Origin of the sequence: Gordonia sp. CPCC 205333 (assembly GCF_048537885.1) — a bacterium.
GTDB lineage: Bacteria > Actinomycetota > Actinomycetes > Mycobacteriales > Mycobacteriaceae > Gordonia.
In genome coordinates this window covers 370,751-392,307 of record NZ_JBCLVI010000005.1, presented here as the reverse complement: position 1 = coordinate 392,307, position 21,557 = coordinate 370,751, and the positions used below count along the sequence as shown (strand labels likewise).

Below are 21,557 nucleotides of genomic sequence, written 5' to 3'. Positions count from 1 at the left end.
CGCTAGTACTTGCGCGGCAACACCATTCCGCGCTTGGCCAACAAGGCCCGCAACTTCGACGGGTAGTCGGTGATGAGGCCGTCGGCACCAGCGTTGATCTGCGCGGTCATCACATCTTCGTCGTTGACTGTCCACGGGATGACCTTGAGGCCGGCCGCGTGGGCGCGACGAATGAATGCGGCGTCCGCAACGAGCCGAAAGCCGGGATCCGATGTGGTCTGACCGGAGGGATTCGAGTAGCCGGGCGACAAGATGGACGCGCCGACCTGCTTAGCGCCGGCTATCGGATTGCCATGTACCGCAGCGTAATTGACCGGTCCCAGCCAATCCGAGTTTGGCTTCCAGGTGGTCTCGTCCCATAGGGCGACGGTCTTGATCGACGGATCCGCCAGCTTGACCAGCGGTAGTGAGCGCCAGTCGAAACTCTGGATTGTCGCATTGGGTTTGCGGTGCAGAACCGTTTGCGCAGAACGTAATTCGTTGAGAATCACCGCCACGAACTCGGCCGGCGTGGCCGAATCGGCACGCTTCTCCGCCTCGATCTTCGTCTCGATATTGAAGCCGACGTCGCGCGCGCCGAGCCGCCCGGCCAGCGCGAACACCTCACCCAGCGTGGCGATTCGGTTTCCGATGACCCGACGTGCGGTCGGGAAACTGTCCAATTTCTTGTCGCAGACCAGCGTCTTCAACTGGGCCAAGGTGAGGTCGTGAACCAGCTTGCCGACGTACGGAAACTGTGGATCGCCGGGCCGCGCCGGTTTGGTGTCGGCACATTTTTCGGCCTGGATACGCGGGTCGTGCCAGACAAGCGGCTTGTGGTCGCGCGTCACCACGATGTCGAGCTCTAACGTGCTGACCCCCAGGCGCAGTGCGGCCGCGAAACCCTGCAACGACTCCTCGGTGTGTTCACCACGGCCGCCGCGATGCGCCTGCAAATCGAGGACCCGACCAGCACTCAGCCGGGGTGCCGCCGATGCCGCACCATCGGCGATATCGGTCAAGGTCGTGCCCGCGGCGATAGTCGTGACGGCACACACAATGGTGAGCAGGGAACTAAGTCGAGGAATTCTCACGAAGCCGAACGATAGGGGGGTCACTGGACCCGGGCAACTCGGAGAACGCCCCACACCGAAGATGTCAGATGTTGTTCACTGCGGCGACGCACTGGGCCGTGCGGCAGTGCGCAGATGTCGGGGCAGAGCGTCCGAGTAATGTCAGATCTCATGTCAGGAGCCAGACGGCGTCGCATCGGTGTCATGGGTGGGACTTTCGACCCGATCCACAATGGACACCTCGTCGCCGCGAGCGAGGTGGCCCACCGGTTTGAGCTGGACGAAGTGATCTTCGTGCCGACCGGACGACCGTGGCAGAAGAACCACCGCGAGAAGGTGCCCGGCCGCCGGCCGGTCAGTCCGGCCGAGGATCGTTATCTGATGACGGTTATCGCGACGGCGTCGAATCCGCAGTTCAGTGTGAGCCGAGTGGATATCGACCGGGACGGCGACACCTATACCGTCGACACCCTGCGAGATCTGCGTAAGGTGCTGCCCGATGCCGAACTGTTCTTCATCACCGGAGCCGATGCGCTGGAGTCGATCCTGTCCTGGCAGGACTGGGAAGGGTTGTTCGAGCTGGCCCATTTCGTCGGGGTCAGTCGTCCCGGTTACGAACTGAACGCGACACACCTGGCCACGCATCTGGAAGCGCTCCCGCCCGATACCCTGCAGATGTTGGAGATTCCGGCGCTGGCGATTTCGTCGACAGATTGTCGCGAGCGTGCACGCGCCGGGCGTCCCGTCTGGTACCTGGTGCCCGACGGTGTCGTGCAATACGTCAACAAGCGACAGCTTTACCGGACACCCCGTGCATCATCGCCCGGTGTGTCAGCACCATAGGTGCATCCGCTACCGGCGTCAGCCGGTCAACCGAAAGGAGTCGCGTGACAGCTTCACCAGAGGCGCTGGAGATGGCACGGGTCGCCGCACTGGCCGCCGCCGACAAACTCGCCCACGAAGTCACCGTCATCGACGTGTCAGAACAACTCGTCATCACCGATGCGTTCGTTATCGGTTCCGCCGACAATGAGCGTCAGGTCAATTCGATCGTCGACGAAGTGGAAGAGAAACTCCGCGAGGCCGGCCATAAGCCGGTGCGTCGTGAAGGCGCGCGTGAAGGCCGCTGGTCGCTGCTCGACTATGCGGTCATCGTCGTGCACATCTTCCACGCCGACGAGCGAGAGTTCTACGCGCTGGAGCGACTGTGGAAGGACTGCCCGCTAGTCGAGGTGCCCGGTCTGAAGCAGGCCGAGGATGCGGCTGCGGCGGGTGACGAAGAATGAGTGGTGGACCGGACGAACACGATTCCAGCGTGGAGCGGTTGACCCCGGTGGTGCGTCGGCTGATTCTGTTGCGACACGGGCAGACCGAATTCAACGCGCAGAGCCGTATGCAGGGTCAACTCGACACCGAACTATCCCCGGTTGGCCTCGAGCAGGCGCGCCGCGCGGCGGCGGCGCTGGCGGTCCGCACGCCGCGTGCCATCTGGTCGTCGGATCTACAGCGTGCCCGGCTGACGGCGCAGGAACTGTCGACGGCGACCGGTGTGCCGCTCACCATCGACGATCGACTGCGTGAGACCTACCTGGGCGAATGGCAGGGTAAGACCCACGTCGATGTCGATGCCGCGCTACCCGGTGCGCGACGTACCTGGCGCGACGATGCGAGCTGGGCACCGCCGGGCGGCGAGAGTCGCGTGAATGTCGCAACGCGGGCAACGCCTGTCGTCGCGGATCTCCTTGCGGTACTTCCCGATTGGGGTATCGGCGATGCGCCGGAGGCGCCAGTGGTGTTGGTCGCGCATGGCGGCGTGATAGCCGCGATGACCGCCTCGCTGCTCGGTCTGCCGCAAGCCAACTGGCCGGTATTGGGCGGGCTGGCGAACACCGGTTGGGTCCAGTTGAGCGGTCACAGCTTCGACGGTGAGCCACCCGTGTGGCGACTGGATGTGTGGAACGCGACGGCGGAGGGCGTGTAGCGCGTGTCAAGTGTGACCGCCGGACGGGCCGCCTCCGAGGGCCGGGGCACTGTCGTTGTGCTGTCCGACTCACTGGCGTACTACGGCCCCAAAGGCGGCCTGTCCGCAGACGATAAATCGATCTGGCCCAATATCGTCGGGGCAGCTGTCGGGCGTCGCGTCGAGCTCTTCGGCAGAATCGGCTGGACCACTCGCGACGTGTGGTGGGCGGTGACCCAGGATCCGCGGATCTGGGCAGCGTTGCCGACCGCCGACGTCGTGGTAATCGCCATCGGCGGGATGGACAGTCTGCCGTCACCGTTGCCGACCGCCCTGCGTGAGCAGATCCGCTATCTGCGGCCATCGGGGTTGCGATCGGCAGTGCGCGAGGCATACGGCTGGTTGCAACCGCGGCTATCGCCGCTGGGCTGGCCGATGGCCTTGCCACCACGAGTCACGGTGGACTATCTGGAAAAGATCCGTGGCGCCATCTCCCACTTGCGGCCGGAACTCCGGATCGTGGTGTGTCTGCCGTCGACGCACGCGAGTCCGTACTACGGCAAGGTCCACACCGGCCGGATTCCGACAACCGCCGCGATGCGACGCTGGGCGGCTGAACATGAGCTGGTCACCGTCGACTTTTATCCGACGACTCGTGACGCCTTCGCCGACCCGAATTCGGGTATGAATCCCGACGGCATCCACTGGGGAACGGACTGTCACACCTCAATCGCGGAGGTCGCGATACCTGTAGTCGCGTCGGTCCTGGCTGAGCGCGAGGTCGGTGCGTCGACCGACTAATCTGGACGGGTGCCAGTTGTCGTCGTCACAGATTCCTCCGCGCGGTTGCCGAAGTCACTAGTCGAGCAATACCGCATCAAGCAGGTTCCGTTGCACCTGACTGTCGATGGCGTCGACTATCGAGAAGGTATCGACGACATACCCGACGACATTGTGGTGACGCCGGACGTCACCACATCCGGGGCGATTCCCAAAGACCTGGAAACGGCCTTCGGCGAGGCGATTGAGGAAAGTGAAGGCGACGGCGTGGTTGCCGTCCATATGTCCCGGCGGCTGTCGGGCACCTGGAGTGCCGCGCGCCTGGCCGCCGAGCAGTACTCGGGGCAGGTGCGCGTGGTTGACTCGCGCTCGGTCGGTTTGGCCGTCGGTTTCGCCGCCATCGCCGCGGCGCAGGCGGCTGCCGCCGGTGGCGACCGCGACCGCGTGTACGAGGAGGCCATTCGGGAATCGGCGACCGTTGAATCGCTTCTGGCAGTGCAGAATCTGGATAATCTGCGAAATAGCGGGCGGATGAGTGCGGCGAGCAAATTGCTGGGATCGGCACTTTCGATCAAGCCGATCCTGCACACCGTCGATGGTTCGTTGGTGCTTCGCGAGCGTCACCGCACTTTCTCCAAGGCGCTGGCGAAGATGCTCGACGCCGCGGTCGAGGTGTCGGAGGGCACTGAGATCACGCTGGGTATTCAGCACTGTCAGGCGCCGGATCTCGCCGAGGAAGTACGCACCACGCTCAGTGAACGCATCCGTAAGATCACCTCGACGGTCGTCGTGGATTTGGGGCCGATTCTGGGCTGCCATGTGGGTCGCGGTGCCGTTGGGGTAGTGATTGGTTCACGACTTGAGCCACTGACAGTGGTGTAGCCGCAGCCGGGTTTTCCACAACTCCGGGCTGTACACAGGTTCGGCGGAGTCGACGTCGCGCTGAGCAGATCCACTGCCCGGTGCCCCCTACGGTAAGGCGCATGGGGAGGAATGAACAGCTTCACCAATCGCCGTTGAGCCGGCTGGGGCGGGTACCTCAACGGCCAGCGATACCGGGTGTCGCCGATCCGGATGCCGAGATTGAGCGGCCCGACGAGTCGCCGCACGGCATCGACGCCGAGGCGGAGCGGTGGGGGATCGGAGCGCTGCCGTCCTGGCTTGTGCCACAGTCGGATTCGGAAACTCTGCCACCGAGCTCGATGCGTGATTTGCTCGATGACGACGTCGCCGAAGATCCGGATCGAATAGTCGACGACCCCGAGCGGCACCGAGTGTTGCCTGCACCACCGGCGGCGCTGGCGCTGGTAATTGTCGGGATACTCGCGGTTGTGGTCGCCGCGGTCCTGATGATTCGCAATGCGCCCGCAGACATCGGGCCAGTCGCATTTCCACCATCAGCAGGCCCGAAGACCTCGACGCTGGTTGACTCGGCGCCGTCATCGAGCGAATCCGCCGGACGATCGCCCGCCCGGTCCACTGCGGTGTCGGGCACATTGGTGATTAGTGTCGTCGGGTTGGTGTACCGTCCCGGCCTGGTACATCTGCCGGCTCAGGCGCGCGTCGCCGACGCCCTGGCGGCAGCGGGTGGGTCACGTCCGGGTGCGGATCTGTTGTCGCTCAACCTCGCTCGTCCGCTCCACGATGGCGACCAGGTGATCGTGGGGTTCAGCGGGGACAGCAGTCGTCGCCCCATGCGCAGCGCGATCATCGGCGTGGACGACGCGGGCGCGCCGGATTCGGACCGAGCATCGGCCCCGACCTCGGGTGGTGCTACCGCATCGCCGGGCAAGGTGAATCTGAACACCGCGACGCAAGCTCAGCTCGACGCGCTGCCCGGCGTCGGACCCGTGACCGCGACCGCGATCATCGAGTGGCGCAATCGGAATGGCCGATTCTCCTCCGTCGATCAACTCGCCGAAGTCGACGGAATCGGTCCGGGCCGGCTGGCGAAGCTGCGCGACAAAGTCGTCATATGAAACCAGCAGCGGAGTCAACAGTGTTGTCGCCCATCGATTTTCGCCTGATTCCGCCGGCGATTGGCTGCTGGGTAATCACCATCGTTGGATTGGCGGCGCCGTCCTTTGTCGCCGTCGGTTTGGTGATCGGATGTGTACTGCTGTGCGTTGGGTTCGTATGGCGGGCCGTCGTGACTGCGGTGCGGTGGCCGACGACAGCCGCGGTAGTCGCGACGGCGGGATTGACTGCGGGCGTGGGTGCCGTGCTGCTACTGCGGATCGATGTCGTCGAACACCACCGGCTGCGCGCGGATGTCGGGCACCGTACGACAGTCGTTCTCTCGGTTACCGACGATCCACAGTGGTTGGCGCCCAACGGCTCCCGGCTCCGTATCCGAGTGTCGGTAGCGTTTGCCGGCCGCGATAATAATGGCCGGCCACGTCGTATTCGTCCGGCCGATGCCACCGTTTACGCGAGCGGTGAGTTGCGAGGTGCGTGGGCGATCGTGTCACCCGGGCAACAGCTGGAAGCCGTTGTGGCGGTCCGTGCTCCACCCGGACATGACCTGACTGTCGCGACGCTCAACGCGGCGTCGGCGCCGAAGCTGCTCGACGCCGGACCGGCTTATCTCCGTGCGTCTGCGGTTATGCGATGGCGCTTCGCGCAAGTGACCCAGCGGGCATTGCCGGATGAACAAGCCGCGTTGCTCCCGGGATTGGTGATCGGGGATACCTCCGGTATCGACGACTCGGTGCGCGAGGACTTTCGCGCCGCCAGCCTTGCCCACCTACTCGCGGTCTCGGGCGCGAACTTCGCGCTGATCACCGGGGCGGCGATTGTGCTCGTCTCATTCGTTGGGGCCGGCCCGCGTATCACCGCGGTTGTCGGGATCGCGGTGATCATCGGCTTCGCCATTGTGGTTCGTCCCTCGCCGAGTGTGGTTCGGGCGGCCGGGATGGGCATCGTCGGGGTTCTGGCGTTGATGGTGTCTCGCCGTTCGCAGGCAATGCCGGCACTTGGCACCGCCATCATCGTCGCGCTGCTGTGGTGGCCGTCGATGGCGCTCGATGCCGGGTTCGCGATGTCCGTCGCGGCTTCTGCGGCACTGATCGTGTGCGGTGGCCCGTGTGCGCAATGGCTGCGCGGTCACCGGGTTCCGAACGGGGTGGCTCAGGCGCTGGCGATGGCGATGATCGCGTCATTAGCTACCGCGCCACTAGTCGCGATGATCAGTGGTCGGTTCAGCATTGTCGGCGTGTTCGCCAATGTGGTCGTTGCGCCGGTCGTTGGTGTGATCAGCGTGCTCGGCGCGCTTGCTGCCGTCGCCGCGTCCTGTGGTGCGGTCGGCGAGGGCTGCGCCGAGCTGTTGGTTCGGGCGTTGGGCCCGGAGTTGTGGTGGATCCTGCGCTGTGCGGGGATGTTCGGTAGCCAGCGGTGGGCGACGATTCCAGTTCCCGCCGGTATCACCGGGGCCCTTCTGGTGGCGGGGTTGAGCGTGGCCATCGCCGGGGTCGTCAGGGGGCTCTGGCAGCATAGGCGGGGTGGTAGACCGTTTGCATCTCCTGCTTGGCGACGACGATTTCCTCGCCGGCCGGGTTATCAGTTCCGTGGCCGACCGAGTCAGCGCGGAAGCAGACGAGCAGGTGCCGGTCACCCGGATCCGGGCGGGTGAGGTCACCGAACACGAACTGGCCGAGTTGTTGAGTCCATCGCTATTCGCCGAAGAACGCATCATCGTGTTGGAAGCTGCGGCGGAGGCTGGCAAAGAGCCGGCCGCGCTGATCGCGTCGACGGCCACTCAACTGCCCGACGGAGTCACGCTATTGGTGATCCACAGCGGCGGCGGTCGGGCGAAGGCGATGGTACCGGCGCTGAAGAAGGCTGGCGCAGTCGAACACGATTGTGTAGCCCCGAGGTGGCCCTCGGATCGGGTGAAGTTCGTCGCACAGGAATTCCGCAATCTCAATGTCAAAGTGTCGGGTCCGGTCGCCGAGCAGTTAACTCAGAGCGTCGGCGGCGAATTACGTGAGTTGGCCGCAGCGTGCAGTCAGTTGGTCGCCGATACCGGTGGCAAAGTCGACGCTGCTGCCGTGACTCTCTACTACTCCGGCCGCCCCGAGGTGACCGGCTTCGAGATCGCCGATCAGACCGTCACCGGAAATCGGGCCGGCGCACAGGAATCGCTGGCCTGGGCAATTCACCACGGCGTGCCGAGAGTTCTGCTCGCCGACGCCCTCGCCGAAGCCGTGCACGGTATCGCCCGCGTGCGATCACTGGGTTCGGTTGACCAGTATTCGGCTGCGTCAGAACTCGGGATGCCGCCGAGCCGCGTGAAGAAACTCCAGGCGCAGGCCCGCGCCTGGGATTCGGATTCGATTGCCAGTGCGTTGGTGGTGGTGGCGCAACTCAACGCCGACGTGAAAGGCCAAGCGGCCGACGCCGACTTCAGCCTGGAGCACGCGGTCGCACAGATCACGGGATTGCGACCGAGCCGCGAGCGGCGCTAGATCGTCGCATTTCGCGGACCAAAACCAATCCATGTGAGCAGAGCAAATCCGTCGGAGTGCTTCTGTGAGCCCTCCGGGGGTCCGGTTCATGGAAAGGGGGGGCGGGAACGCCAAAACCCCGCGTGACTGCGTGGGAGTCACACGGGGCAGTAGGAAAGCTAATGTAGCTGCTTACCTCAGAGCTTGTTGACGGCGACAGCCATTGCCGACTTCTTGTTGGCGGCCTGGTTGGGGTGGATAATACCCTTCGAGGCTGCCTTGTCGAGCTGGCGGCTGGTGCTGGTCAGCAGGGTCGCGGCGGCGTCTTTGTCGCCCGATGCGACGGCCTCGCGGAAGGTGCGGATAGCGGTACGCAGGGTCGACTTGGCCGACTGATTGCGACGTCGGGCCGCCTCGTTGGTGCGGATCCGCTTAACCTGCGACTTGATATTTGCCACGCGTTTCTACCCTTTTCATGTTGCTCGTGATGAGTGCTATTGATGCGAACCCACACGGCCATGCCGGAGTTCGACGGTCAGCGGTCCACTTTACCTCGTGAGCGCGTAGCACCCAAATCGGCGTCGTGGGCGAGCGGTTGCCGAATATTTTCGCTCAGCGTGATCGCTATGGTTGACACCATGTCTTCGGTTTATGTGCACGTCGGTCTACCAAAAACCGGGACTACCCACCTGCAAGATCGACTGTGGCGTAATCGGGACCTTGCCCTGCGGGGCGCTGGCCTGCTTTATCCGGGCAATGCCATCGACGACCACTTCCATGCGGCCGTGCATTTGCAGCCCGAGCGCTATCTCGACTGGGTCGATCCGGCGCATGCGAAGGTGTGGCCGACGATGGTCGGGCAGATGCGCGCTTGGTCGGGCAATTCGCTGTTGTCGCACGAGCTATTCGCCACTGCCACTATCGAACAGGTGGAACAACTGGTGGCTGACCTGTCGTTCGCCGACGAGCTTCATGTCGTGGTGACCGTGCGGGATTTGGCGCGGCAACTCCCGTCGGTCTGGCAGGAGAATGTCAAGAATCAGCGGCGGGCCCGACTCGATGAGTTCGTTCAACGGGTCGCGGCCCAGGTCGACGACCCGGATCTGCCGGTCGGTGAGGAAGGGCCGTTCTGGGAATTTCAGGACTACCTGACGATTCTTCGACGGTGGGAGAAATTCGTGCCGGCCGAGCGAATCCACGTTGTGACAGTGCCGTCGAAAGGTTGTGGCGGCACGACCCTGTGGGACCGGTTTGTCACCGCGCTGCAGGTTGATCCGGCGCAGTTGACCGAGACCGTCCCGACGTCGAACGCGTCATTGTCCGCCGCGCAGAGCGAATTTCTTCGGCAGCTCAATGATCGTCTGCAGCCTGACACCGTCGAGTGGGCGCGGTATGAGCGGATCGTCAAAGGGCAGCTGATCGGCGACATTCTCTTCGCCGATTCGATCGGCGAGCCCACTGAACTCGGTCGGGCGCAACGGGATTGGGCTGCGCAACACTCTGCCACGATGATCGCCGACCTGGCTGCGGCCGGGTACGACGTCGTCGGGTCGCTCGACGATCTCGCGGTTCCGACATCGACCGCACCCGACGCCGACATCGAGCCATCAGACGCCGACGTCGTCGCGGTGGCACTTGACACCATCGCCGAATTGGTCAAGCGCGCACCGATGCCACGAGTGCGAGCGCGTTGGGAGACTAAGGCGCGCAACGTCGTTAGGCGCGGGCAGCGCCGGGCGATCGCCACATTGCGTCGGAGTTGACCGGCGACCGCCGAAACATGCTCGATGATCCCCGGCCGATCGTCAGTTTCGGTGTTGGTAGATCATTTTCGTCGACGGCCGTGCTGACCGATGCGTCGACACTTGAGCGGCGCAGTTCGTCGGCTACCGTCATCATCGCCTGTGTCACAGTCGATTCCAGAAACTTCTTGGTCGCACCCGCGCCCGGGTACTGCAAGGTCGCGAGCAATCTGCGTCGCCAGAGAGCGCCGTCGCCACCGGACGGACGTCCCGCCGCGATTGCCTTGGGCAGCGACGAGCGGTAACTGTCGGTCTTCACCGTTTCTTGTCGCAACGCCCGCAGCAACGCGAAGCCGACCAGGGCGAGTACGAAGGAGAACGGTAAACCCATGATGATCGTCGCCTTCTGCAAGGTGAGGATCGAGCCGTTCGCTCCGGCGAACAGCATCGCCAAGGTCAACAGACCGATGGCACATGACCAAAAGATGCGATTGGCTTTGCTACAGTCCGCCAACGGATCTCGCAGGCGCGAGGTGAAGTTGCCCATCACCAGGGCTCCGGAGTCGGCACTCGTTACGTAGTACAGGAGACCGGTAATCGTCGCGATACCGAGAAGAAGTGGTGCGCCAGGGTACTTTTCGAGTAAGTCGTAGAAGCCCTGCTCGGGTTTGGTCGCGGTGGTCTGGGCGAACGCCTTGTCGCCGCGGGCGACGTCCAGGGCGCTGTTGCCGAAGATCGACACCCACAGCAGGATGAAGCCGAACGGGACCGTGAGTACGCCGGCGACGAACTGTCGCACCGTGCGGCCACGGGAGATTCGGGCCAGGAACAATCCGACGAATGGCGTCCACGCGACCCACCATGCCCAGAAGAACAATGTCCACAAATTGAGCCAGTCGGTCGGTGCGTCCCAGGCCATCGTGTTTAACGTGCGGTCGGCGAAGGTCGAGACATAGTCGCCGGTATTCATCACGAGCGCGTTGAGTAGGAACGACGTCTTTCCGGTGACCAGGATATAGATCAGAAGAACAACGGACAGAATGACATTGAGCTCTGAGAGGCGTCGGATACCTCTGTCGACACCAGATGTCGCCGACGCGGTGGCGATGATGACCGACAACACGATTAATCCGATCTGTGTCGCCTTACCCTGCGACATACCGAACATTGTGTGCAGCCCGTATGCCAGTTGGACTATCCCGATGCCCAAAGATGTAGCAATTCCGAAGATGGTGCCGAGCACCGCCGCGACGTCAATAGTGTCACCGACCGCACCGTGTACCCGCTTGCCGATAATTGGGTAGAGCACCGAGCGGATTGTCAGTGGCAGATTCTTGCGAAATGCGAAGTAGGCCAACGCCGCACCCATGAGGGCGTACATCGCCCAGCCGCTGACGCCGTAATGGAACAGTGTCCATGTCACCGCCTCGGCCGCGGCCGCATTGGTCTCGCCGGGACCGACCGGCGGGGTGAGATATTGGCTCACCGGTTCGGCGACCGAGAAGAACATCAAGTCGATGCCGATACCGGCGGCGAATAGCATTGCCGTCCAAGTGAAAAGGCTGTACTCGGGGCGGGACTCGTCAGGGCCGAGCCGAATCTTCCCGTACCGGCTTATCGCGATGAACAGTACGACGGCGACTACCGCGGTGGCTAACACGAAGTACCACCATCCGAACCACTCGGTGATGAAGGTGACGACGTTGGAAATGACGCGGTCGGCCGAGCCAGGGGCGAGCAATGCCCAAATCGCCAGAGCCAGGACTATGGCAGCCGCGGTGATGAAGACACGGAGGTTGACCGATTGCCAACGCGTCGAGGGCGTTTCGTCGTCGGAGTGCGGTGGAGGACTTGTTGTCGGTACTTCGACATCACTCATGAACTTCGACGCTACAAGAACCGGGCCCTACTTATCGGATGGTCGGGAAAGCGCGGTCGGCGAAAAACGGCTACCGTACCGATCGCGTGCTGCGGCGTTAGCCGACATCGCGGGTGAGATCGACCCCGTTGGAATCCGTTGCGATCAGCGCGTCGTGCAGGCGTACGCCGCGATGATTCCGCGGCCCGGAACCTTACTCAGCGCGGCACGTTCGGCGGCCCTACGGGTGGGGTAGCCGCGCGCTTGGCCCGAGTGGCGCCCGTCGCGCGAGTAGGCGACCGCGCCGCACGAGTTGTAGAAACTGAAGTGTCCGCACTGCGAACCGCAGCGGACAGCCACCGCGTTCGTGGCAGCGCCTTCGCTGCCGTAGTCGACTGCCGTTGCGGTGTTGCCGTTCCAGTCCCAGGCGATAGCGCCCCAGTTGTAGGGAGCGGCTTGTGCGGGGGCGGCAACCAGGGTGGTACCGCCGACGGCGGTCACGGCGGCGATACCGAATGCTGCGAGGATACGTCGAGTGGTCATAATTGAACCGTAAGTGACGTCTCTACCAGGTGAAAGTCGCTATCGTTCGCGCGAATTACACGTCGATCAGGAGGTTGAGTGCCGCATCCACGGCGAGGCGTGCGACGTCGGTGCGCGCCGGATTGAGACTGTGCGGGGCCTTGACGGTGACTATGTCAGTCTGCGCGTCGATCAAATTCATCGCGGCACGCAATTCATCAGGTGCGGCGAACGGATCGCTGCTCCCGTGGATCACCAATGTCGGCACGGTGATGGACGGCAGATGCTCAGTGCGCAGTCGATCCGGTTTACCCGGCGGGTGCAGCGGATAAGAACTGAGGAAGAGGCCAGCGGCTAGCGAGGCGTCCTCGGCGATCAGCATCGATGCCTGGCGGCCACCGTAGGAATGCCCGCCGATGACCAGGGGACCGTCGGATAGGTCGCGGAATCGCTCGCAGGCCGCTGCGATTCCCGCTCGATCGGCCGGCGACGTTGATGGACTCGGCGGCCCTTTTGGCCGACGTAGGCGGTAGGGCAGATCGATACGGACTGCCGCGACACCGCGTGAGGTGAACTCGTCGGCGTATGCCCGCAGAATCGCGGCGTCGCGGTTTCCGCCAGCACCGTGCGCGAGTATGACAGTTGCCGTCGCGTCGGTATCCGGACGATGCACGGTCGCCGCCACACCGTCCTCGACGATGTCTTCCAGTTCTGCCACGGTTCCACCCTAAACACTCCGAACGGCTCGCCTACGGCCACTCGTGACAAAATGGAATCCGACGCCGCTGGAGGAGTTCCAGCCATACGAGGGAGCAGCAGAGATTTCCAGTTTCGCCGATACGACGTTCACCGATCCCGACCGGATCCGGAACTTTTGCATCATCGCGCACATCGACCACGGAAAATCCACGCTGGCCGACCGGATGCTGCAGCTCACCGGGGTAGTTGAGGAGCGTGCCATGCGCGCTCAGTACCTGGACCGAATGGATATCGAACGCGAACGCGGCATCACCATCAAGGCACAGAATGTCCGGCTGCCGTGGCAGGTGACGGGTGCCGACGGCACCACAACCGACTATGTAATGCACCTCATCGATACTCCCGGTCACGTCGACTTCACCTATGAGGTCAGTCGAGCGCTTGAGGCCTGTGAGGGGGCGGTACTGCTGGTCGACGCCGCGCAGGGCATCGAAGCGCAGACTCTCGCCAACCTGTATTTGGCCATGGAGAAGGATCTGACCATCATTCCGGTCCTCAACAAGATCGATCTGCCGGCCGCCGATCCCGATCGCTATGCCAGCGAGATCGCACATATCATCGGCTGTGAGCCCGACGACGTGCTGCGAGTGTCGGGTAAGACTGGCGTTGGCGTCGGCGAACTACTCGACGCCGTCGTGGCTCAGATCCCCGCGCCGGTCGGCGATCCCGACGCCCCGGTGCGGGCGATGATTTTCGACTCGGTCTACGACACCTATCGTGGTGTCGTCACCTATGTCCGGGTGGTCGACGGCAGGATCGTGCCGCGCGAGAAGATTAAGATGATGTCGACCGGTGCGACACACGAACTACTCGAAGTCGGCATCGTCTCGCCGGAGCCCAAATCCACCAAGGGACTCGGCGTCGGCGAAGTCGGCTATCTCATCACCGGTGTGAAGGACGTTCGGCAGTCGAAGGTCGGCGATACCGTGACCACCGCTCGCAATGGTGCCGAACAGGCACTGACCGGCTATCGTGAGCCGCGTCCGATGGTCTTTTCCGGCCTCTACCCGCTGGACGGGTCGGACTACCCGGTTCTGCGTGAAGCGCTGGAGAAGTTACAACTTAACGATGCCGCCCTGACCTTCGAGCCGGAAACCTCTGTGGCACTTGGCTTTGGCTTCCGCTGCGGCTTCCTCGGTCTCCTCCATATGGAGATTACCCGAGAGCGACTGGAACGAGAATTCGGACTCAACCTGATCTCGACCGCTCCAAACGTCGTCTACCGCGTGGTGATGGACGACGGCACCGAACATATCGTCACCAACCCATCCGATTGGCCGGACGGCAAGTCGAAGGAGATCTGGGAGCCGATCACCAAGACCACGGTGATCGCGCCGAGTGAGTTCGTTGGCGCGATCATGGAATTGTGTCAGGCGCGGCGCGGCGAACTCGGTGGTATGGACTACCTTTCAGAAACCCGCGTAGAACTTCGTTACACACTGCCGATGGCGGAGATCATCTTCGACTTCTTCGACGCCCTGAAGTCACGAACCCGCGGATATGCGAGCCTCGACTACGAGGAGTCGGGCGAGGCGCAGGCCGATTTGGTCAAGGTCGACATCCTGTTGCAGGGTGAGGCTGTTGACGCATTCAGCGCGATCGTGCACCGCGACGCCGCCTACGGTTACGGCAACAAGATGTCGACCAAACTCAAAGAACTCATTCCGCGTCAGCAGTTCGAGGTGCCTATCCAGGCCGCCATCGGATCGAAAATCATTGCGCGCGAAAACATCCGAGCGATCCGCAAAGATGTGTTGGCCAAGTGTTACGGCGGCGACATCAGTCGCAAGCGCAAACTCCTGGAGAAGCAAAAAGAAGGTAAGAAACGCATGAAGACGATCGGCCGAGTCGAAGTGCCCCAGGAAGCCTTCGTCGCGGCCCTGAGTTCTGATGCGGTCGGGGACAAGCCGAAGGGGAAGTAGCCGATGCCGCAGGACAATTCCGTACTCGCCGAGTCCGCTCTGCCATATGGACTGCCGGATTTCGCCTCGATCTCCGACGACGATTTCCTGCCCGCGTTCGACACCGCGATGGCTGCCCAGCTGGCCGAGGTCGACGCGATCACCGCGAGTGCCGAACCGGTGACTTTCGCCAATACTATTGAGGCGTTGGAACGTTCGGGGCAGCAACTTGGCCGGTGTACGCGTATCTTCTTCAATTTGGTCGGCCCTGACACCAATCGGGCACGCAACGAGATCGCCCAGCAACTGTCCACAAAACTGACCGATCACGGTAACGCCATCACGTTGAACGCCAAGCTGTTCGACCGTATCGAGCAGCTACGTGAGCTGAGCGGCGACGACGACCTCGCCGAAGATCAGCGACGGCTGCTCGATCGCTACTATCGCGACGCGATTCGCGCCGGAGCGGGCCTCGATGCCGCCGGCCAACAGCAGATGCGCGAAATATCGTCGCGATTGGCCTATCTCACTACTCAGGTCGGGCAGTTCATTCTCGACGACACCAATGCTTCGGCGGTTGCCTTCGACGACGCCACGCAGCTCGAGGGGCTGTCCGCGGGTGAGATCGCCGCGGCGGCTCGTGCCGCTGCCGACGTCGGAGCAGACGGCTATCTACTCGCATTGGAGTTGCCGACCAGTCAGGCCGCGGTTGCCGCGTTGGTGAATTCCGATGCGCGGCAGCGGGTTTTCGATGCTTCCATCAACCGTTGCGCACGTGGGAACGACTCTGACACCTCGGCGTCGATCAGGGAGATCGTCGCTCTGCGTGCCCGCCGCGCGGAACTGCTCGGGTATGCCAACCACGCCGAGTACACCATCGCCGAGGAAACCGCACCGGATGCCGACGCGGTATTCGCATTATTGGCTCAGCTGTCGAAGGCGGCCGCCGACGCCGGCGAGCGTGAGCTGACTCGACTGGCCGGCCTCGCCGGTTCAGCTCTGGCCGCATCGGATGTGACCTTCTGGCTGGCAACAGCGCAGCAGGCGGATTCGGCTGTGCCACTTGATGATTTCGCGAACTACTGTGAACTCGACTCGGTGCTTCACGACGGCGTGTTCTTTGCCGCGGGCCAGCTCTACGGGCTGAGTTTCGTTCCCCGCCCGGATCTGGCCGCCTATCACCCTGATGTTCGGGTCTGGGAAGTCTTCGACGACACTGGCGCCGGTATCGGCCTATATCTGGGCGACTACTTCGCACGGTCGTCCAAACGCGGCGGTGCGTGGATGAACAGCATCGTCGATCAGTCGAAACTGTTGGCGCGGTTGCCGGTTGTGGTGAATGTCCTCAACGTCCCGAAGCCCGCTGACGGGCAGCCCGCGCTGTTGTCGACCGATCAGCTCACAACGCTGTTTCACGAGTTCGGTCATGCTCTGCACGGTCTGTTGTCGGCGGTGCGCTACCCGTCGCAGTCGGGGACATCGGTGCCGCGCGACTTCGTGGAGTTCCCGTCGCAGGTGAATGAGATGTGGGCGTTGTACCCCGATGTACTGGACAACTACGCCCGCCACTACGAGACCGGAGCGCCGATACCGCGCGACCTGGCTGAAGCGGCCCGAAACGCGGCTCAGACTGAAAGCGCGCATTCGACGCTCGAATACCTGGCGGCCGCGGTACTCGATCTCGCGTGGCATCGGCTCAGCTTCGAGCAGGCTAGCGGCGAAGCCGTCGACGATCTCGCGGCATTCGAGAGTGCGGCGCTAACTGAAGCCGGCCTCGGTGGCGAGTTGATCCCGCCGCGTTATCGCACCGCATATTTCAACCACATATTTGCCGGCGGATACTCGGCCGGTTACTACAGTTACATCTGGTCGGAGGTACTCGACGCGGAGACCGAACAGTGGTTCCTGAAGTCGGGTGGATTGCGTCGCGAGAACGGACGTGCTTTCGTGGAATCGACGCTCAGTCGAGGCGACAGCGTCGAGCCGATCGCGAGCCATCAGGTGTTGCTGGGGCGCCCAGCAGGTATCGAACCACTTTTGCTCAGGCGGGGGCTGACGTCGTGACCGTGCCGGATTGGTTTTTTAATCACCCTGAACGAAAGTTCCAGACCCGTGGGAGGCCCTTGTGACCGGCTTCGTGGCGTGGTGGGACAGTGTCGAAGAATGGTTAACAGCGCTATCGTTCGTACCGCAGTTACTGGTGACTCTCGCCGTGGTGATTCCGCTGGCGATAGTGGTAGCAATCGCGCTGAATTGGCTGGTCAACGTCGTTTCGACGGTTTTCGACCGACGTAGGTTTGCCGACGACGACGGATCGGGGTTGTGAAGATGATCAAGTCGCGGGTAACGATCGCTCTGATCGCCCTCGTCGCTCTTGTACTCCTCGCCTGGTTTTTGACGAGATAGCACAACGTGGGGCCGTGGACCAGCCCGTTGTAATCAGCGCGGTTTTCGACGGTGTCAGGCGTCTGTTTGGTTGTTAGCGTTTCTGCGCTAGGAGTTCATCACAAGTGGTGGACTCGAATACAACCCACTACAGATGGAGGTCCGAACGTGAAGCACATCGCAGGTGTTTCCGCGGCTGTCAGGGCAGTACTGCTGCTCTGTGTCGCGGTCCTGGGAGTGGGGGTGATCAGTGCTTGCGGCGGTGGCTCCACGGACGAACCGGGCGGTGTAGACATCTCGAGTGGCTCGCGCCACCTCAACCTGGTCGCGTACGCCGTGCCCAAGCCCGGATTCGACGTGATCATTCCCGCGTTCCGGCAGACCGAGCCCGGCCACGACATCGGCTTCTCACAGTCCTATGGCGCCTCGGGGGACCAGTCGCGCAAGGTCGCGCGTCGAGTACCCGCCGACGTCGTCAACTTCTCCGTCGAGCCGGATATCACGCGCCTGGTGAAAGAGGGCGTGGTCGACGAGAATTGGAAGAAGCAGGCACCGAACAACAGCACGCCATTCGGATCAGTTGTCGCTCTAGTCGTTCGCGAGGGAAATCCCAAGAACATCAAGACATGGGACGACCTGCTGAAGCCCGGCGTCGAGGTGGTGACTCCAAACCCTGGCAGTTCGGGTTCGGCTAAGTGGAACCTCTTGGCTCCGTACGCATCCAAGAGTCGTGGCGGCGTCGACAACAAAGCCGGTCTGAACTACGTCGCCGAATTGGTACGCGACCACATTCGGGTTCAACCCAAGTCGGGTCGAGAAGCGACTACCGCGTTCGAGCAGGGACAGGGGGACGTCCTGATCAGCTACGAGAACGAGGCGATCATGCTCAAGCGCAACAACGCCGTTGCCGCCGAGAACTCGAAGGTCGACTATGTGATTCCCGAAGAGACCTTCAAAATCGAGAATCCGGTCGCCGTGGTCAATACCAGCGACGACGTCGCCGGCGCACAGGCATTTGTGAAGTTCCTATTCACCGATGAGGCGCAGCGACTGTGGGCTCGGGAGGGGTTCCGGCCGGTGACGCAGACCATCATTGACGAGACGGCGGGACTATTCCCCGGTGATATCGAAAAGCTTTGGACCATAAAGGAATTGGGCAAAGTTCTCGGCGAGGGGACGGCGGCCGATAACGATGGCAAAGACCTGACGGGTTGGAAAGCGGTGGATACCAAACTCTTCGGACAGAAGGGCGCGATCACCAAGATCTACGCCAACGGAGGAAAGCAATGACGACTCAGGCGCAGACTACTCCGGCTAAGCCGGCGCAGCCCGATCCCGACGACGGGTTTCGGTCACGTACGTTCCGTGGTGTCAGTCCACTCGGGATCGGTGTCGCGGGCCTATGGCTGAGCGTCATCGTTCTACTTCCGCTGGCCGCGATCGCGGTGCAGGCCTTCGGCTCCGGATGGGGTGGATTCTGGGACGCGATTTCCGCTGATGCGGCCGTCGACGCGCTGGTCGTGACCGTCGAGGTATCGATTGTCGTCGCGTTGATCAATGTGGTCTTCGGAACGCTGATCGCATGGGTTTTGGTTCGAGATGACTTCTGGGGCAAGGGATTTGTCAACGCGATCATCGACCTTCCATTCGCCCTGCCGACGATTGTCGCGAGCCTCGTGCTGTTGTCCCTCTATGGTCCCAACAGTCCGATCGACATTCAGCTCAATGCCACTAAACCAGCATTGGTCATCGCATTGACATTCGTGACACTGCCTTTCGTGGTGCGGCAGGTTCAGCCGGTGCTCATCGAACTTGACACCGACGTCGAGGAAGCGGCGGCCGTGCTCGGGGCGTCCAACTGGACGATCTGGTGGAAGATCGTCGTGCCGGCTCTGCTGCCGTCGATCCTGACCGGTGCTGGACTTGCCTTCACTCGTGCGATCGGCGAATTCGGTTCGGTCGTGCTCATCGGCGGCAATATTCCGGGACAGACCCAGGTTGCCTCGCAGTACATCCAGCAGCAGATCGAAATCGACGAGCCGGTAGACGCCGCGGCGATTTCCGTTGTACTGCTGCTTATCGCCTTCGTCGTGCTGCTGGTGCTGCGCGTCGCTGGCCGCCGCCAGTCGCGTCGAGAGGAGCAGTGACATGAAAGTCTCACCGCTGTCGAAATATCTGTTGCGCGGTATCGCGCTGCTTTACCTGTTGATCTTGTTGGTGGTGCCGGTCGGAGTCATCTTCTGGCGTTCCTTCGAACATGGTCTCGGTCAGTTCTGGGATTGGATCACAACTCCCGCAGCGATTTCCGCGCTGCAACTCTCGTTGATCATCGTGGTCATCGTGGTGCCGTTGAATGTGGTGTTCGGCGTCGCGACGGCGCTGGCGCTGGCGCGCGGCAAATTCCCCGGCAAGGGAGTGCTGCAAGCCGTCGTCGATCTGCCGTTCGCGGTATCGCCGGTCGTGGTCGGCGTCGCGCTGATCGCGCTATGGGGTTACGGCGGCTGGTTCGGCGGAGTGGAGAATATCGGCTTCCGCATCATCTTCGGATTCCCCGGGTTGGTGCTGGCGACGCTCTTCGTGACATTGCCATTCGTTGTACGCGAAGTCGAACCGGTACTCCGTGAAATCGGTACCGAACAGGAACAGGCCGCCGCGACGCTGGGTGCCAATGGGCGCCAGACGTTTTGGCGGATCACCCTGCCGGCCATCAAATGGGGTCTTACCTACGGCATCGTGCTGACCGTCGCCCGTGCGCTCGGTGAATATGGTGCGGTGACGATGGTGTCGTCGAACTATCCGGGAATCTCTCAAACGCTGACGCTCTTGGTGTCGTCGCGCTACACCGACGACTACAACGAGTTCGGCGCGTATGCGGCAGCGACATTGCTGATGTTCGTGGCCGTGCTGGTGCTGGTCGCGATGACTTACGTGGAGCATCGCAGCAAGCAGCGACTCGCTGACGCGAGTAGTTCCTACGTCGACTCAGATGAAGCCGATGAGATCGACGAAGCCCCAACCCTTGAATCGCTACCCGTGGCAAAGCACGGCAAGCACTCGATTGTGAAAGAAGGCGTGTAGATGTCTATTTCGGTAACCAGCGCGAATAAGAACTACGGCGACTTCGCGGCACTCGACAATGTTTCCATTGATATCCCCGAAGGGTCGTTGACCTCGCTGCTCGGACCGTCGGGCTCGGGCAAATCGACGCTGCTGCGTTCGATCGCGGGACTTGATTCGCTCGACTCGGGCAGTATAAAGATCAACGGCAAGGATGTGACGAACGCGTCGCCGCAGCAGCGCGACATTGGTTTCGTGTTCCAGCACTACGCCGCGTTCAAACATCTCAGTGTGCGCGATAACGTGGCATTCGGCCTCAAGATCCGTAAGAAGCCGAAAGCTGAGATTGAAGCCAAGGTCGACGAACTACTGGGTATCGTCGGGTTGACCGGTTTTCAGCGGCGTTTCCCGGCGCAGTTGTCGGGCGGGCAGCGTCAGCGGATGGCGCTCGCGCGGGCGCTCGCAGTCGATCCCAAGGTGCTCTTGCTCGACGAGCCGTTCGGCGCACTCGATGCGAAGGTTCGCGAGGATCTGCGGAAGTGGTTGCGGCGCTTGCACGATGAGGTCCATGTGACGACGGTGCTGGTGACCCACGACCAGCAGGAGGCGTTAGATGTCTCTGATCGGATCGCGGTTCTCAACAAGGGGCGGATCGAACAGATCGGAACACCCGACGATCTCTACGACCGTCCGACCAATGCGTTCGTCGCATCCTTCCTCGGCTCAACTGTGCGGGTCAACGGAGCTTTGGTCCGTCCGCACGACATTCGGTTGGGACGTAACCCGGAGCTCGCGTGGCCATCCATCGATGCCGAACTGGACACCGGCATCATCAAGGCAACAGTTCAGCGCGTAGTACATCTCGGTTTCGAGACACGCGTGGATCTGGTTGCCGCCGCGACCGGCGAGGAGTTTCTCGCGCAGGTCACCCGAGGTGATGCGAATGCTCTGAATCTCCGTGCGGGAGAAGAAGTTTACGCCCGCGCGACGAAGGTGCCGGCGATCAGCGGCTGATCGGTCGAATGTCGTACAACGGTAGTCGGTTCGTACCACGCAATCTATGGTGGTAGGGACCGACTACCGTTATATGGGGCAC

At 62.4% G+C, this 21,557-nt stretch carries 21 protein-coding genes; 16 read left to right on the top strand and 5 right to left on the bottom strand.

What is annotated here, in order from left to right:
* Positions 1-2: 2 nt before the first annotated feature.
* Positions 3-992, bottom strand: coding sequence for a glycerophosphodiester phosphodiesterase family protein (locus AAFP29_RS19670; protein ID WP_419219414.1), 990 nt, complete (start codon positions 990-992; stop codon positions 3-5).
* Between the two features lie 231 nt (positions 993-1,223).
* Between AAFP29_RS19670 and nadD the strand changes: the two genes are divergently transcribed.
* The 8 genes from nadD (at position 1,224) to holA (ending at position 8,258) form a co-directional block, all read left to right on the top strand.
* The gene (gene nadD, locus AAFP29_RS19665) at positions 1,224-1,895 is read left to right on the top strand and encodes a nicotinate-nucleotide adenylyltransferase (protein ID WP_419219092.1); all 672 of its coding nucleotides are present in this window, start codon (positions 1,224-1,226) and stop codon (positions 1,893-1,895) included.
* A 44-nt stretch (positions 1,896-1,939) separates the two neighbouring features.
* Entirely contained in the window at positions 1,940-2,338 is a 399-nt protein-coding gene (gene rsfS / locus AAFP29_RS19660; protein WP_419219091.1) for a ribosome silencing factor, read from the top strand.
* Positions 2,335-3,033: a histidine phosphatase family protein gene (locus AAFP29_RS19655; RefSeq protein ID WP_419219090.1), complete on the top strand. Its 699-nt coding sequence runs from the start codon at positions 2,335-2,337 to the stop codon at positions 3,031-3,033. The genes rsfS and AAFP29_RS19655 overlap by 4 nt, the downstream gene beginning before the upstream one ends.
* A 3-nt stretch (positions 3,034-3,036) precedes the next feature.
* On the top strand, positions 3,037-3,813 hold the full coding sequence (octT, locus tag AAFP29_RS19650; protein ID WP_419219089.1) for a diglucosylglycerate octanoyltransferase: 777 nt from the start codon (positions 3,037-3,039) through the stop codon (positions 3,811-3,813).
* Between the two features lie 9 nt (positions 3,814-3,822).
* A complete protein-coding gene (locus tag AAFP29_RS19645; protein ID WP_419219088.1) occupies positions 3,823-4,674 on the top strand; it encodes a DegV family protein in 852 nt (283 codons plus the stop codon).
* A gap of 101 nt (positions 4,675-4,775) precedes the next feature.
* Complete coding sequence (locus AAFP29_RS19640) at positions 4,776-5,771, top strand: ComEA family DNA-binding protein (RefSeq protein ID WP_419219087.1); 996 nt, start codon at positions 4,776-4,778, stop codon at positions 5,769-5,771.
* Positions 5,768-7,423, top strand: coding sequence for a ComEC/Rec2 family competence protein (locus AAFP29_RS19635; RefSeq protein WP_419219086.1), 1,656 nt, complete (start codon positions 5,768-5,770; stop codon positions 7,421-7,423). The genes AAFP29_RS19640 and AAFP29_RS19635 overlap by 4 nt, the downstream gene beginning before the upstream one ends.
* A complete protein-coding gene (gene holA, locus AAFP29_RS19630) occupies positions 7,305-8,258 on the top strand; it encodes a DNA polymerase III subunit delta (RefSeq protein WP_419219413.1) in 954 nt (317 codons plus the stop codon). The genes AAFP29_RS19635 and holA overlap by 119 nt, the downstream gene beginning before the upstream one ends.
* A 176-nt stretch (positions 8,259-8,434) precedes the next feature.
* Here the strand turns inward: holA and rpsT are convergent, their stop codons facing one another.
* Positions 8,435-8,695 (bottom strand): 30S ribosomal protein S20, encoded by a 261-nt coding sequence (rpsT, locus tag AAFP29_RS19625; protein ID WP_419219085.1) that lies wholly within the window; start codon positions 8,693-8,695, stop codon positions 8,435-8,437.
* A gap of 180 nt (positions 8,696-8,875) precedes the next feature.
* Here rpsT and AAFP29_RS19620 point away from each other — a divergent pair, with 180 nt between their 5' ends.
* Complete coding sequence (locus tag AAFP29_RS19620) at positions 8,876-10,000, top strand: sulfotransferase family protein (protein ID WP_419219084.1); 1,125 nt, start codon at positions 8,876-8,878, stop codon at positions 9,998-10,000.
* On the opposite strand, the gene betT is transcribed toward AAFP29_RS19620, so the two are convergent.
* From betT to AAFP29_RS19605, 3 genes are all read right to left on the bottom strand, one after another.
* Positions 9,954-11,858 (bottom strand): choline BCCT transporter BetT, encoded by a 1,905-nt coding sequence (gene betT, locus AAFP29_RS19615; protein WP_419219083.1) that lies wholly within the window; start codon positions 11,856-11,858, stop codon positions 9,954-9,956. The genes AAFP29_RS19620 and betT overlap by 47 nt on opposite strands.
* A gap of 144 nt (positions 11,859-12,002) precedes the next feature.
* Positions 12,003-12,380 (bottom strand): DUF4189 domain-containing protein, encoded by a 378-nt coding sequence (locus AAFP29_RS19610; protein ID WP_419219082.1) that lies wholly within the window; start codon positions 12,378-12,380, stop codon positions 12,003-12,005.
* Positions 12,381-12,435: 55 nt separating this feature from the next.
* The gene (locus tag AAFP29_RS19605) at positions 12,436-13,077 is read right to left on the bottom strand and encodes an alpha/beta fold hydrolase (RefSeq protein ID WP_419219081.1); all 642 of its coding nucleotides are present in this window, start codon (positions 13,075-13,077) and stop codon (positions 12,436-12,438) included.
* Between the two features lie 43 nt (positions 13,078-13,120).
* Here AAFP29_RS19605 and lepA point away from each other — a divergent pair, with 43 nt between their 5' ends.
* The 7 genes from lepA (at position 13,121) to AAFP29_RS19570 (ending at position 21,475) form a co-directional block, all read left to right on the top strand.
* The gene (gene lepA, locus AAFP29_RS19600) at positions 13,121-15,040 is read left to right on the top strand and encodes a translation elongation factor 4 (protein ID WP_419219080.1); all 1,920 of its coding nucleotides are present in this window, start codon (positions 13,121-13,123) and stop codon (positions 15,038-15,040) included.
* Between the two features lie 3 nt (positions 15,041-15,043).
* Positions 15,044-17,083 (top strand): M3 family metallopeptidase, encoded by a 2,040-nt coding sequence (locus AAFP29_RS19595; RefSeq protein ID WP_419219079.1) that lies wholly within the window; start codon positions 15,044-15,046, stop codon positions 17,081-17,083.
* Positions 17,084-17,144: 61 nt separating this feature from the next.
* Complete coding sequence (locus AAFP29_RS19590) at positions 17,145-17,345, top strand: hypothetical protein (protein ID WP_419219078.1); 201 nt, start codon at positions 17,145-17,147, stop codon at positions 17,343-17,345.
* A 269-nt stretch (positions 17,346-17,614) separates the two neighbouring features.
* Positions 17,615-18,694, top strand: a complete 1,080-nt coding sequence (locus AAFP29_RS19585; protein WP_419219412.1) for a sulfate ABC transporter substrate-binding protein — start codon at positions 17,615-17,617, stop codon at positions 18,692-18,694.
* Positions 18,691-19,551, top strand: a complete 861-nt coding sequence (cysT, locus tag AAFP29_RS19580; RefSeq protein ID WP_419219077.1) for a sulfate ABC transporter permease subunit CysT — start codon at positions 18,691-18,693, stop codon at positions 19,549-19,551. The genes AAFP29_RS19585 and cysT overlap by 4 nt, the downstream gene beginning before the upstream one ends.
* Before the next feature lies 1 nt (position 19,552).
* Positions 19,553-20,482, top strand: coding sequence for a sulfate ABC transporter permease subunit CysW (gene cysW / locus AAFP29_RS19575; RefSeq protein WP_419219076.1), 930 nt, complete (start codon positions 19,553-19,555; stop codon positions 20,480-20,482).
* Positions 20,483-21,475 carry a sulfate/molybdate ABC transporter ATP-binding protein gene (locus AAFP29_RS19570; RefSeq protein WP_419219075.1) on the top strand — a complete coding sequence of 331 codons (993 nt, stop codon included), beginning with the start codon at positions 20,483-20,485 and terminating at the stop codon, positions 21,473-21,475.
* Positions 21,476-21,557: the final 82 nt, after the last annotated feature.